General features: G+C 69.2%; 12 protein-coding genes and 2 pseudogenes. 6 read left to right on the plus strand and 8 right to left on the minus strand.

Annotated features, from left to right (window positions below):
- Positions 1 to 52 precede the first annotated feature (52 nt).
- On the minus strand, positions 53 to 631 hold the full coding sequence (locus ACFWM2_RS39575; protein ID WP_383291050.1) for a TetR/AcrR family transcriptional regulator: 579 nt from the start codon (positions 629 to 631) through the stop codon (positions 53 to 55).
- 91 nt (positions 632 to 722) lie between these two features.
- Here ACFWM2_RS39575 and ACFWM2_RS39580 point away from each other — a divergent pair, with 91 nt between their 5' ends.
- Positions 723 to 1,169, plus strand: a complete 447-nt coding sequence (locus ACFWM2_RS39580) for an anthrone oxygenase family protein (protein ID WP_383291053.1) — start codon at positions 723 to 725, stop codon at positions 1,167 to 1,169.
- Positions 1,170 to 1,450: 281 nt separating this feature from the next.
- Here ACFWM2_RS39580 and ACFWM2_RS39585 read toward each other — a convergent pair whose 3' ends face one another.
- From ACFWM2_RS39585 to ACFWM2_RS39610, 6 genes are all read right to left on the minus strand, one after another.
- Positions 1,451 to 1,873 carry an ester cyclase gene (locus ACFWM2_RS39585; protein ID WP_383291056.1) on the minus strand — a complete coding sequence of 141 codons (423 nt, stop codon included), beginning with the start codon at positions 1,871 to 1,873 and terminating at the stop codon, positions 1,451 to 1,453.
- 109 nt (positions 1,874 to 1,982) lie between these two features.
- On the minus strand, positions 1,983 to 2,987 hold the full coding sequence (locus ACFWM2_RS39590; RefSeq protein ID WP_383291059.1) for an NAD-dependent epimerase/dehydratase: 1,005 nt from the start codon (positions 2,985 to 2,987) through the stop codon (positions 1,983 to 1,985).
- Positions 2,988 to 3,149: 162 nt separating this feature from the next.
- Entirely contained in the window at positions 3,150 to 4,106 is a 957-nt protein-coding gene (locus ACFWM2_RS39595; RefSeq protein WP_383291062.1) for a Gfo/Idh/MocA family protein, read from the minus strand.
- Between the two features lie 81 nt (positions 4,107 to 4,187).
- A complete protein-coding gene (locus ACFWM2_RS39600; RefSeq protein ID WP_383291065.1) occupies positions 4,188 to 5,579 on the minus strand; it encodes an NDP-hexose 2,3-dehydratase family protein in 1,392 nt (463 codons plus the stop codon).
- A gap of 209 nt (positions 5,580 to 5,788) precedes the next feature.
- Entirely contained in the window at positions 5,789 to 6,919 is a 1,131-nt protein-coding gene (locus tag ACFWM2_RS39605) for a glycosyltransferase (protein WP_383291068.1), read from the minus strand.
- Between the two features lie 160 nt (positions 6,920 to 7,079).
- Positions 7,080 to 8,492, minus strand: a complete 1,413-nt coding sequence (locus tag ACFWM2_RS39610; RefSeq protein WP_383291089.1) for a DHA2 family efflux MFS transporter permease subunit — start codon at positions 8,490 to 8,492, stop codon at positions 7,080 to 7,082.
- Between the two features lie 355 nt (positions 8,493 to 8,847).
- Between ACFWM2_RS39610 and rfbA the strand changes: the two genes are divergently transcribed.
- The 5 genes and pseudogenes from rfbA to ACFWM2_RS39635 all read left to right on the plus strand — a co-directional run bounded on the left by rfbA (position 8,848) and on the right by ACFWM2_RS39635 (position 12,881).
- Positions 8,848 to 9,744, plus strand: coding sequence for a glucose-1-phosphate thymidylyltransferase RfbA (rfbA, locus tag ACFWM2_RS39615; protein ID WP_383291071.1), 897 nt, complete (start codon positions 8,848 to 8,850; stop codon positions 9,742 to 9,744).
- A gap of 33 nt (positions 9,745 to 9,777) precedes the next feature.
- Positions 9,778 to 10,806: a dTDP-glucose 4,6-dehydratase gene (gene rfbB, locus ACFWM2_RS39620; RefSeq protein WP_383291074.1), complete on the plus strand. Its 1,029-nt coding sequence runs from the start codon at positions 9,778 to 9,780 to the stop codon at positions 10,804 to 10,806.
- A 112-nt stretch (positions 10,807 to 10,918) separates the two neighbouring features.
- The gene (locus tag ACFWM2_RS39625; RefSeq protein ID WP_383291077.1) at positions 10,919 to 11,278 is read left to right on the plus strand and encodes a hypothetical protein; all 360 of its coding nucleotides are present in this window, start codon (positions 10,919 to 10,921) and stop codon (positions 11,276 to 11,278) included.
- Positions 11,279 to 11,301: 23 nt separating this feature from the next.
- Positions 11,302 to 11,498: pseudogene (locus tag ACFWM2_RS39630) on the plus strand (YcaO-like family protein); the annotation flags it as partial.
- 192 nt (positions 11,499 to 11,690) lie between these two features.
- Entirely contained in the window at positions 11,691 to 12,881 is a 1,191-nt protein-coding gene (locus tag ACFWM2_RS39635) for a sensor histidine kinase (protein WP_383291080.1), read from the plus strand.
- A 275-nt stretch (positions 12,882 to 13,156) separates the two neighbouring features.
- On the opposite strand, the pseudogene ACFWM2_RS39640 reads toward ACFWM2_RS39635, so the two are convergent.
- Positions 13,157 to 13,303, minus strand: a pseudogene (locus tag ACFWM2_RS39640) (alpha/beta hydrolase); the annotation flags it as partial.

Here is a 13,303-nt window from a genome sequence, read left to right on the forward strand (position 1 = left end):
CGATGCGCGTTCTGCGGGAAGGCCGTGGCCGCGTGCCCGCCGGGCCGGCGTGTCAGATCGTGGCGAGCCGGTCCACCAGCAGCTCCACCCTGCGCCCGGTGTCCCCCGGTGGCAGCCGTCCCGCCCGGGTCAGGGTCGCAAGGCCGTGCAGAGACGCCCAGAACACCTCGGTGAACAGCCCGGGGTGGACGTCGTCCCCGGCGGCCTCGCCCAGGTTCTCCAGCAAGGCGGCGTAGGCGTCCTTCAGCGGCTCCGGGGTGTCCTCGTTCGCGAACGCCAGGCCGCCGTCCAGCTGGAACACGGCGTCGTAGACCGCCGGGTTACCTGCGGCGAAGTCGAGGTAGGCGCGGGCGAGGGCGGTGACCCGGGCGCGCGCGCCGTCCTCGGCGCTGGCCGCGGCCCTCAGCGCCGCGGCCAGCTCGGCGGCGCCCTCCAGGGCGACGGCGCCGATGATCTCGCGCTTGCCGCGAAAGTGGCTGTAGAGGACGGGCTGGCTGTACTCGATGCGCTCGGCGAGCCGGCGGGTGGTCACCGCGTCCCAGCCCTGCTGCTCGGCGAGTTCACGGGCCGTCGCCACGATGAGGCGCTCGCGGCTCGCCCGTTCACGCTCCTTGCGTTCCTGTACCGACATGACTCGATTCTAGCACTGCTAGACAATAGAGCGGTAGCAGTATTAGCATTGCCTCATCTCCTAGCGCCGCTAGATACCAAGAGGGGCCATCATGCTCAACGCACTCGAGGTCGTCACCACCGTGGTCGTCGGCGTGATGGTGGGGGTGGAGTTCTCCGTCGCCTTCGTCCTCAACCCGATCCTCGACGCACTGCCCGGCGACAGCGGCCAACTCGGCCGCGCCCACGGGGGCCGGATGCTCGGCGTCGTCATGCCGGTCTGGTACATCACCTCGCTCGTCCTCGTCGCGGTCTGGGCCGTCGCCGGGCGGCACCACGACGGCACCGCACTCGTCGTCACCTCCGGCGCGCTGCTGATCCTCAGCGTGGTCATGTCGCTCCTGCTGCTCGTCCCGATCAACAACCAGGGCAAGACGTGGACCCCTGACAACCGGCCCGCCGACTGGAAGGAGCAGATGAACCGATGGGACCGCTTCCACTACGTCCGCATCGCCGTCATCATCGCCGCCTTCGCCCTGCTGGTCGCCGCCCTCGCCTGACGGCGAACTCCCGCTCCGCACCGGCCGGTTGCGTACGCGTCACGCGGGACGATCCACCGCCTGGGACCTGCCCCATCGATCACGGTGGAGGGAAGCTGCGGCGCCTTGTCGGTGCCGGTGAGCGGGGTGTGGTGGGTGCAGCTGCAAGGCGGAGGAGGGAGTCGGCGCGATGGGGGTCCCCCGCGCGAGCGCAGCCGAGCGTGGGGGAGTCGCTGACCGACGACAGCGCCGAGATGTGCGTGCCGCACCCCGCGTCTGCGCCGTGATCGACCGGACAGGTCCTAGGCGGCCTGTGCGGCCGCCGCCGGGTCGACCCCCAGCTGCCGGAAGAGGTCGTCCATGTTCAGCTGGTCCCAGTGCTCGGCGAGCAGCCCGTCCGCCACCCTCCAGATGTCGATGGACTGGAAGTTGACCGGTCGCCCGCTCGCCGGTATGCCGAGGAACGTGCCCTGGTGGGTCGCGCTGTACTCCAGGCGGGCGGCCACCCGGTCCCCTTCCGCGATGACGTCGTGCAGCACGGCCTTCAGGTCGGGGAAGGCGGTGAACACCTGGGTCCAGAAGGCCTGGTTGGCCTCGAGGCCGTCGGCCACTCCCGGGTTGTGGTCGATGTGTCCGGGCGCCGTGTGCTCCTCCATCGTGCTGACGTCATGATTGTTGATCATGTCCACGAAGCTCTGGACGAGAGCGTGGTGGTTATTCGACATGCTGGCCTCTCTCGGCTGGGTGTCGGGGGGAATATTTGGTCAGAGCATCGCGGCCGGCGGTCGAGCCGCCCTGGAGCACGCCCTCCGCCGGTGCTGGTCCGGGCCGGGCTCAGGGCAGTTGTGCCTCCCGGCCGCTGGAGCAGAACTCCGTCGTCAGGCGCAGGCCCTCCTGGAGGGACACCTGCGGCTTCCAGCCGGTGGCGGCCTGGAACGCGCAGGAGTCGATGACCACACTCCGAAAGTCGCGGACCTCGGCGTACTTTGGCGGCTCCACGGAGACCACCGGCACGGGATCCTTGCCCGTCTGTCCGGCGACCAGCGAGGAAACCGTGCCGAACACGGCCCCGAGCGGGGCCCCTTGGCCCGTGCCGAGCAGCCAGCGTTTTCCCGCGAGCACGTCCATGCAGGGGATGGCGGCCCAAAAGGCGCGGGCGACGTCATCGGCGTGCAGCAGGTCCCGGCGCACGGTTCCGTCGTGCCACATGGTCAGGGGCTCGCCGGCCACGGCGCGGCGCGCCATCGTGGAGACGAAGCCCTTGTCCCGGGTGGTGGACCCGGCGCTGTAGCCGTACACCGTGGTGAGGCGCAGGCAGGCGCCACGCACCGTTCCCGCTGCGTCGGCCGCCAGCAGCAGTCGCTCCGCCGCGAGTTTCTGCCGTTCGTACTCCCCCTTCGGCCGGTCGGGTTCGGTGCCGTCCAGGACCTCTTTGTCCGAGGGGCCGGCCGCCGTGACCGATCCCGTGAACAGGACGGTCGGGGGCGCCTGGGAATCGGCTCGGTCGCGCAGGGCGTGCAACAAGTCCTGCATCAGGCCCACGTTGACGCGTTCGGCGACTGTGTCGCCGTCCGCTATGCGCCAGGTGGATGCCCCGGCGATGTAGGCCAGCGAGTGGATGACGACATCGGCGCCGGCGACGGCGGCGGCCATCTGGCCGGGCTCGGTCAGATCCGCGGAGAGCACCTCGATCTCGGCACGGGCGTTGTCGGGGACAGGGAACTTCCTGCGGGAGACGGCCCGTATCCGGACCGGGTGCTGCGCCAGCTCGCGGACCACGGCGGATCCGACGAACCCTGCGGCGCCCAGCACCACGACGAGCGGGCGGTCCACGCTCACAGCGCTGCCTCCGGCGTCCGGTCGGCGTGCGGTTCGGGGAGCAGGCCGCCGGCCAGGGTGATTCCTTTCACGCCCATACCTCCATGAGAGTTTGTGTGGTCCAGGAACCGTGGTTCCTGTGGTGCCGGTTCGGCCGGCCGGTGCTCAGTGGATGGGCCGCGCCTAGGGCTTGTCTCCGCCGCCGGCGGCGATGAGGCGGCCGAGCGTTCTCGCGTCGCTTGTCAGCGGGGCGTCGAACTCCCGCGATCCCGTCTTCGCGGCATTCAGAACCTGCGTCAGGAACAGCTGCATGCTGTCCGCCGGGTCGACCTCATGGACGTACTGCTGATCTTTGGTCTGGACCCGGATGCCGGGCGCCGGGGCGGGGGGCATCGAGAAGGGGCGCTCGAACTCGATTGCGCAGCCCTCGCCCAGCAGCCGCAGCGTGTTCTGGTACACCGTCGTGAACCCGAAGTGCCCGACGGCCGTTCTGCCGCCCGGATAACTTGCCAGCACGCTGTACGCGGTCTCGAGGCCGTCCTCGGTGCGCTCGCTCACCAGCACGCTCAACTGCTCGGGTTCGGCCTGCCAGAGCACCCTGCCCAAGGACGCCAGGTAAGGGCCGGTGTCGAAGAACGCACCGCCGCCGCGGGCGCGGTCAAAGCGGAAGTCGTCGCGGGGAACCGGCGGTGTGAAGACCGCGACCGCCTTGGTGACGTCGCTGCCGAGACGCTCAGCGATCGCCCTGGCCTGCGCGAACATCGGGTGGAAGCTGTAGCACACGGCCTCGGCGAGCACGAGGGACGAGGAGCGGGCCAGCGACACCATCTCCTGCGCCGTATCCGCGTCCAGCAGGGCCGGTTTGTCGACGATGACGTGGTGACCCGCATGCAGCGCATGCCGTACCGCAGCCGCGTGCTCGCTGTTGACCGTCGACACGTAGACCAGGCCGGGGGGTGCGGTGTCCAGCGCCACGCGCCAGTCCCGGTGAATACGGCCCAGTTTCGCGAGCGGCCCGACGGACTCGGCGTCGGCGTGGGCGCTGGCGATGTCGATGGCCGCGATCCCGTCCGTGGCTGACACGGCCGGCAGAAGGCGCCGCTGCGCGAACTTGGACATGCCTATCAGGAGGAGGTCCATATCACCCTCATGACTCTCGATCGGGGGGCGTGGGCGACGGGCTGCTGTGACGGGCGAGAGCCGGCCCCTCACCCGCCGGTGTCACAGGAGACATGCGAGCAGGCTCCGGGCCTCGACGTTGACGTGATATCCGAAATGAGTCAGGCGGTTGAGCAGACCGAGGGTCATCCACCGGTAGTTGGCCGGTGCCTCGACCTCGTGGTCCTCGGGGACTTCGACGACCAGGTGGCGCGTGTCCGCCTTGGAGAAGCGGCCGCCGTCCTCCGACTGGACGGCGTCGAGCCGGATCCAGGATTCGGCTGCGTCGAGATATTCCGTCAGCGGCGGGAAGTCCTGAGGGCCGCGGTGGTAGCCCGGAGAAAACTGCACGGTGGGCGCGAGTTCGAGACGGTCCGTCAGGCCGGGCTGGACCATGGCCTGGACCAGGAACTGCAGTACCCCGGCCCGCCGCCGGCAGATCAGGGCCACCGCGTTTCCGGGGCGGGGCTCGAGCATCGGCTGCCACCAGGTGCCGACCTCCCGGCTCGTCGCCTGGACCGACATGCCGATGATGTCGAAGATGCGGCCGTCGCGATGGCGGATGCTGTCGTCATCGCAGATCCATTCGTCCATGTCCCGCAGGCTGGTGCGCCTGACGTCCAGACTGAACTTCGCTTTCTGGTCGAAGAGCCACGTCAGCGCACCGGAAAGGTCGGCCGCCGGCCGCGGCGTCCGGTGCGAATGCAGGAGCTCGGCGTGGAAACCCTCAGGCTGTTGGGCGTACGGCTGCAGCCGGTCGCCGTCGGCAACGCCGTAGGAAATTCCGGAAAGCACGGTGCGGGCATTCATGTTGACGCCGTTGCCCTGCGTGAGCTGCTGGCGCACCTGGCCCAGCGTGAGCCAGGTGAAGTCGTTCTCGACAGGTACGTCCTCGTCCTCGGGCACCTCGACGATCATGTTGCGGTTCCGCTTGTACAGGTACCAGAAGCCGTGCTCGGAGAGGAGTTGGTCGAACAGGACACGTCGGCGCGTGCCCTCCAGGAAGTAGTCCAGATACGGGGTGGCTCTGCCGCCGTGGACGCGCTGGTAGTTGCTCTGAGTCGCCTGGACGGTCGCCGCGTACTGGACGAAGGTGGTGTTCCCCGGCTCCATCTTCGCCTGCATGAGGAAATGCAGCACGCCGTCGAACCGCTTGGCGAGAATCCCCAGGATGCCTATCTCCGGCTGGACGATGATCGGCTGGCTCCACTGCGGCACGGGTCCGAAATCCGTCCGTACGGAGAGCCCTTCCACCATGAAGAACTTGCCGTCCGCGCGGCTGAGCCGGTCACCGAGGTGCCAGTTCGGGAGAGCGGCCAGTGGCACCCGCTCGACGTCGTAGGAGGCGGACTCCTCCCGTTCCTTGAGGAAGGCGCCCGCGTCGGGGGTCAGCGGGGACTGCGACACCAGCGCCGACGCCAGGAAGTCGTCGGCACCGTTCACCTCGGGCTGCATCCTGCTGCTTCCTTTCAACTGCACGGGCCGTGACCGCCACACCCCTGGATCCCTGGGGGTTGCCGGCGTGGTCGGGGTGTTCCAGTCTCCGCCGCGCCACCGGTCGTGGAAGTTGACGGTGACTTGAATGTCCGGGCGGTACGTGCGGATCGAACGCAGCGCACCCCGCGCTCACCGATGAGCGCGGGGCGCGGTGCGCAGGGGGCCGGTCAGCCGACGAACTCGGGGAACCTCGCGACCGTCTCGGCCGGCCCGGGCATGGCCTCGATCTCGCGGGCAACCCTGCCGGCCGCCTCCCGGTGTGCACCATCGGTCAACAGGGTGTTCACCTCGGCCTGCACCGCCTCGGCGGACACCGCGTCGGGGAACAGGAGGCGGCCCGCTCCGGCCGCGCTCACCGCGGGGGCGTTGGCGAAGCCGTCGCCCTCCGCCGGCAGGATCAGCTGGGGCAGCCCCGCGGCCAGCGAGGCCAGCGTGGTGCCGTGGCCGCCGTGGTGGACGACGGCGGTGGCGTGCTGCAGTGCCTCGGGCTGCGGCACCCAGGGAAGCGCGACGACTCGGTCCGGCAGCTCGCCCAGTGCGGCCGGGTCCACCACAGCGCTCGTCGCCACGAGGACTCGTACGTCCAGCGGCAGCAGGCCCTCGATCGCGGTGCGCAGCAGCTGCGCGGAGGTGACCACGGTGCCGAAGCTCAGGTAGACCAGGGGGCCCTCACCCTGGGTGACGCGGGCGGGCAGCTCGCCCGGTTCGGCGAAGGAGACGGGCCGCTGCGGGATCACCTGGACGCCCGAGGCCAGGAACTCCTGGCTCTGCAGGGACGGAGGGCAGATGTCGATGTACGGGTTGCCCAGGGTCTGGCTGTGGCCGAGCTTGTCGGCCACAGCCAGCTCGCTCGCCGTGGCGAACAGCTCCTGCTGGATCAGCGGGTCCATGGTGGGGTCGGACGAGACCCGGCCGATGCCGTGGCACACGGCGGGTACGCCCGCCGCCGCGGCCGCGAAGGCGGCGCCCGGATTGAGGATCTCGTAGACGACCAGGTCCGGCCTGACGGAGTCGAGGACGGGGGTGAGGTCCGTGAAGACGCTGCGTGGCAGCACGGAGCCGAACGCCTTCACGGCCAGGCTCGCCAGCACCTCGGGCGGAATGTCACTGGCCTGTGCGGCACCGCCGTTGGCCTCCAGGAATGCCTGGCCGCCGGCCGCCTCGATGAACGCCTCGGGGACGGTGAGCCCGGCGGTGACCGGCCGCAGCTGCGCCTTCTCGAGGATCGGGTGGAACTGCTCGCTGGTGGCGAACCAGACCTCGTGCCCGGCCGCACGGGCCGCCTGGGCGAGGGGCATCAGGGGGAATATGTGTCCGTAGTTTCCAAGGCTTGCGAAGAGAACCTTCATGTCGCGCGCGGCCTTTCTGCCGGTGGCGTGATGAGAGATGACGTGATGCCGAACTCCCGCGGCCCGACGCGATGTCGTCGTGTCGGGCCGCGGGCCGGCGTACGAGGTGTCAGCGGCTGGCCAAGGGGGACGGTGCGACCGCGTCCTGGGCCGAGGCGGCACCGTTCTGCTCCTGCGCACCGGCGGGCCGGGTGGCGAAGAGCATCACGACCGCGGCGAGCGCCATGGCCGCCGCGCCGACCCACAGGGCGGGTACGAAGCCGTCGACGAAGTCCTGGCCCGATGCGTAGCCGCCGTTGTGGGTGAAGACGCTGGTGAGGACGGCCACGCCGAGCGCCGCGCCCAGTTCTCGCATGGCCGACGTCGAGCCGGAGGCGATGCCCTGCTCGGAGACGTCGACGGAGGTCATCGTCAGGTTCATGAGCGGGGCGAAGAAGCAGGCGACGCCCACGCCGCCCAGGAGATAGCCGGGCAGTTGCTCGGCGTAGGACGACCCGGGGCTCATCACCAGGGCCCAGTAGGCGAACCCGGCAGCAAGCAGCACGAGTCCGAAGACCGCGACGGGACGTCCGCCGATCTTGTCCGACATGATGCCGGCGACGGGCGCGATCAGGAGCGGCATCGCCGTCCACGGCAGCATCCGCACGCCCGCTTCCGCCGGCGACATGTGCTGGATGTTCTGCATGAACTGCGTGATGAGGAAGACCACGCCGTACATGGCGAAGGCCTGCAGCAGGCCGCCGGCGTTGACGGCACTGAAGGCCCGGTTGCGGAACATGCGCATGGGCAGCATCGGCGCGCTGCTGCGCCGCTCCCACAGGACGAACACGGCGACCAGCAGGACACCGGCCACCATGGGGCCCGCGACCTGCGGGGAGCCCCAGCCGTCGTGGCCGTTGGCGCGGACCAGGCCGTAGACGAAGCCGAGGATGCCGAGGCTGACCAGGAGCGTGCCCGGCACGTCCAGGCGGTTGTTCGGACCGCGGCTCTCGGCCAGACCGCGCCAGGCGGCCGGGGCGAGCAGCAGGCCCACCGGCACATTGATCCAGAAGATCCACTGCCAGGACAGGTGTTGCGTGACGAGTCCGCCCACCAGCGGGCCGCCTGCGATGGCCAGTCCGCCGACCGCGCTGTACATACCGAGGGCGGCGCCCCGTTTCGCGGCGGGCACGGCGCTGGTGAGCAGGGTGAGGGAGAGCGGCATGACGATGGCGGCACCGGCGCCCTGGATCACGCGGGCGGCGATCAGCTCGCCGATGCCGGGTGCCAGAGCGGCCGCGGCCGACGCGGCCGTGAACAGCAGCAGACCGGCGGTGAACACCCGGCGGCGCCCGAACCGGTCACCGAGGGCGGCACCGAACATCATCAGCACGGCGAACGACAGCGTGTAGGCGTTCACCGTCCATTCCAGGTCCTCCAGGCTGCCACCGAGCTCGTCCCTGATGGTGGGCAGCGCAACGAGGACCACGAGATTGTCGAGCCCCGCCATGAAGGTGGCCAGGGCCGTGATCAGCGTGGCCATGCCCGGGGATTTCCCCGCCCCAGCCGTGTCGCCGCCGGCGGCGACCTTGTCAGTACTCATTCAGGGGTTTCCTTCCGACTCCACCATGGAGGGACAACGGTTCCCATCGCGCGGTCGGTGACGAATCGCCGATCCGATGATGACGGCGCAGGGCATTGCGTCGAGGCTAGGCAGCCGTGCTCGAGCGCCGGTTGAGTCCCGGCCCACGGCCCCGGGCCACGGCCTGCCTCCAGCACTTCTCGGCCCGCACTCGATCGGACCGCAGCACCATCGGGCGTCCTGGCTGCGCCGTATCCACCCGCCGCCATGAGAGGCAGCCGCATGACAACCGACCGACGACGTAAGGAAAGCTGAGATGAAGGGCATCATCCTGGCGGGCGGCAGCGGCACCCGGCTGCGCCCGCTGACCGGCGCGCTGTCCAAACAGATCCTGCCGGTCTACGACAAGCCGATGATCTACTACCCGCTCTCCGTGCTGATGCTGGCGGGCATCCGGGACATCCTGCTGATCTCCTCCAAGGACCACTCGGACAGCTTCCGCACCCTCCTCGGGGACGGCTCCCAACTCGGCCTGAACATCTCCTACGCCGAACAGGACCAGCCGCGCGGCATCGCCGAAGCACTCCTCATCGGCGCCGACTTCATCGACGGCGACCAGGTCGCGCTGGTACTCGGCGACAACATCTTCCACGGGCCACGCTTCTCGCTGCTCCTCGACGACGCGCTGCGCCAACTCGACGGCGCCGCACTGTTCGGCTACCGGGTACGCGATCCCCAGCGCTACGGGATCGGGGAGATCGACGAGCAGGGCCGGCTGCTGTCCCTGGAGGAGAAGCCACGCCACCCGCGCTCCAACCTCGCGGTGACCGGGCTGTACCTCTACGACAACGACGTGGTCGAGATCGCCAAGAACCTCACCCCCTCAGCGCGGGGCGAACTGGAGATCACCGACGTCAACCTGGCCTACCTGGCCCAGGGCCGGGCCCAACTCACCCCCCTCGGCCGCGGCTTCGCCTGGCTCGACATGGGCACCCACGACTCACTGCTGCAGGCAGCGCAGTACGTCCAACTGGTCGAGCAACGGCAGGGCGAGTTCATCGCCTGCCTCGAGGAACTCGCCCTCAACCGCGGCTTCATCACCCCCGAACAGTGCCTGAGCCTCGGCGAGAAGATGAAGGGCACGGACTACGGCGCCTACGTCACCGAAGTGGCATCCCGCCGCATCCCACAGCCCGCCGTCCGCGCCGCCTGACCACAGCCCCCTGCCGACCGAGGAGTCCGCCCCATGCACCCGACCCGACCGGCCGCACCGACCACGACCCGCATCCTGGTGACCGGCGGCGCCGGCTTCATCGGCTCCCACTACGTCCGTACACTGCTCGGCCCCGACGGCCCCGGCGACGTCGCGATCACCGTCCTGGACAAGCTGACGTACGCGGGCAATCCCGCCAACCTCGACGAGGTCCGGGCGCACCCGCACTTCTCCCTCGTACAGGGCGACATCTGCTCCCCCGAACTGGTCGGAAAGCTGATGGCCGAGCACGACCAGGTCGTGCACTTCGCCGCCGAGTCGCACGTCGACCGCTCGATCGACGGGGGCGCCGAGTTCGTGCGCACGAACGTGGTCGGCACGCACACCCTCGTCGACGCGGCGCACCGGGCCGGCATCAAGGTCTTCGTGCACATCTCCACCGACGAGGTGTACGGCTCGATCGACGAGGGCTCCTGGCCCGAGAGCCACCCTCTGCGGCCCAACTCGCCGTACTCCTCGTCGAAGGCCTCCAGCGATCTGATCGCGCTGTCGTACCACCGCACCCACGGCCTGGACGTCCGGGTCACCCGCTGTTCGAACAACTACGGCCACCACCACTTCCCCGAGAAGGTCATCCCGCTGTTCGTGACCAACCTCCTCGACGGCGGGAAGGTCCCGCTGTACGGCGACGGCGGCAACGTCCGCGACTGGCTGCACATCGACGACCACGTCCAGGGCATCGAACTGGTCCGCACCAAGGGCCGCGCGGGCGAGGTCTACAACATCGGGGGCGGCACCGAGCTCTCCAACAAGGAGCTCACCGGGATGCTGCTCGAGGCGTGCGGCGCCGACTGGGCGGACAGCGTCGAACACGTCGAGGACCGCAAGGGGCACGACCGCCGCTACTCCGTCGACTGCACGAAGATCCGCGAGGAGCTCGGCTATTCACCCCGAAGAAGCTTTGAGGAGGGTCTGGCCGAAACCGTCCGGTGGTACCGCGACAACCGGAGCTGGTGGGAACCACTCAAAGCGGCGACTGACGGAGCTGGGGCCTCCACTTGAGTGAGAACTTCACCCGTCACCGATGAACCCGACACTGTCCGTGAAGCCCTCACCCACGAAGAATTTTGGCCATTGGAGCACCAGCCGACCACGTCAGTGAGGACCTTCTCCGATGAGCCAGGCCATTGCCACCCTTCTCGCCCCCCACTCGGCGCGCATCACCGAGGCAGCTCCCGCACGTCCGTTCCTCGTCGTCGAAACCCTCGACCACGCCGCAGGCGCCACCATGCTGCTCACCTACACCTACGGCATGGAAGCCGCACCGGCACCCACCGGCACCACCCAGTTCACCTTCTGCGCCGACCCCATCCCCATGGACACGGCCCAGTTCACGTTCTGCGCCGACCCCGGCCCCGCCGCCACCCCCCAGCTCACCCAGTGCGCCCAGAGCGGTCCCACCGATGCCCTCGGTGCGCAGAGCGCGGCTCCCGTGGCCGCCGAGTGTGACGCGGTCACGGGGTCCTGGATATGACTTCCGGGTCGCCGCACACCAGGAGAGGCATGGAGCTGCTCGTCCTCGACCAGACCCGGCCCGACGTCGCAACGCCGGTGGTCAAGGTGATCGTGCCGGGACTCCGGCACGTCTGGGCCGGTACGCGCCGGGCAGACTCTTCGACGTTCCGGTCGCGCTCGGACGCCTCTTACAGTCCACGCCGTACGAGCAGTTGAACCCGATCTCGCTTTTCGTGTGACGCAACAATTTTCGGACAGTTACCCGAACGCCCAATGGACACTTTGCGCCAGTCTCCGACCGTGCTCTGCCTAGAATGGCACCGGTTGTATTCGAACCGGAATACGAGACACGACGGGGGAGAGATGAAATGGACGGTACCGATCCAAACAGGTCTCCATCGCATTCCGATCAACCGCAGGACCACAGCAGCGTGGCCACAAGAACCGCCCGGGGCGTTCTGGTGGCCGCGCTGGTCTGTTATCTGGGCATCACCTTTCTCAACATCCTTTCCCAACAGCTCAATCTGTACCACCTGGCCCTCGCGCTGATCTGTCTGGTGCTGGTGTTCCTGCTGCAACTCGTGCACTCGGCACCCGGCATCTCCGAGGCGCGGGCGCGCACCAAGATCCTCAGCCTGGCCGCCCAAGGCGTCCTCTCCTACCTGCCGTTGATCTGGTTCGGGGTGTCCTGGGGTGCCATGGCGGGCTTCTTCGCCGGCTCCGTGCTGCTTCTCCTGCCGGCCCGGGCAGGCTGGACGCTGTACGGACTGACGACGCTGAGCCTGCTCGTCCCCGGCATCCTGAACGACCGGGGCGTCGTCGACCTGGTGTACATGTGCCAGACCACCGCGCTCACCGGTCTCGTGGTGTACGGCCTGAGCCGCTTGACCAGCCTGGTCGACCAGTTGCACCGGGCCCGCGCCGACCTGGCCCGACTGGCCGTCAGCAACGAGCAGTTACGGTTCTCCAGGGACCTGCACGACCTGCTCGGGTACAGCCTCTCGGTCATATCCCTGAAGAACGAGCTGGTCCGCCGCCTCATCCCGACCAATCCGTACCGGGCCTGCGAAGAGGTCGACGAAATACTCGACATCTCCCGCCAGGCACTGGCCGATGTGCGCCGGGTCGCGAGCGGGTACCGGGAGATGTCCCTCGGTTCCGAACTGGCCTGCGCCGAGTCGGTGCTGGCCGCCGCCGACGTCTGGGTCACCGTCGACACCCACGACGCCGACGAGCGCCTGGGACTGACGACGTCCACCGTGCTGGCCACGGTGCTGCGCGAGGGCGTCACCAACCTGCTGCGGCACTCCAAGGCCTCGCACTGCCGGATCTCCGCCCGGGTCGAGGGCGATGTCGTCCGGCTCGCCATCGTCAACGACGGTCTGGTGATCAGTTCTCATCCCCGGTCGCCGCACAGCGGCAGCGGCCTGGGCAACCTTGAACGCCGGCTGGAGGACATCGGAGGCCGACTGCTCGCGGAACGCCTGACCGACGATTCCGACACGGACGTCTTCCGGCTCACCGCCGAGGCGCCGCTCCGGGAGCACGATCCGATCAGCCGCACAACAAACGTGATCATGGACGGCGAACAGCGGTACGGCCGGACGGACAACGTCGCGTAGGCAGCCTTGGCACCGGTGCCTGCTCGTCGACGAAACTCCAACGGGCCGGCACCGGTCGGGATCCAACAGAATTTTGATCGACCCGCAACCGGCGCCGGCCGCCTGGGGCGGCAGCGGTCGCACCATTCTTCGGCTGCAACGCGTTCGCGGGCCGGACGGGAGCCGGTTCCATGCGGTGCAGTGCCTCGGCCACGAGGGTCGTGGGGGCCTCGGTCCGCTCGGTACCCTGCGTCCGCTGAGCACCGGGGGTCTGGCCCGTCACGGAGTTCGCGCCGCTAGGCGGCGAACGCTCCCCGAGCGCCCGGCGACCGCACGGTGGCCGAGTCGTCCTGGGCGGATTGCAGGCACTCCTCGAAGAAGGCGAGTGCGCGCAGGTGGTAGGAGCGGGCGGCCTGGCCGAGGCTGATGTTGTGGCCCGCGCC

It is taken from the genome of Streptomyces sp. NPDC058371 (assembly GCF_042723265.1).
GTDB lineage: Bacteria > Actinomycetota > Actinomycetes > Streptomycetales > Streptomycetaceae > Streptomyces.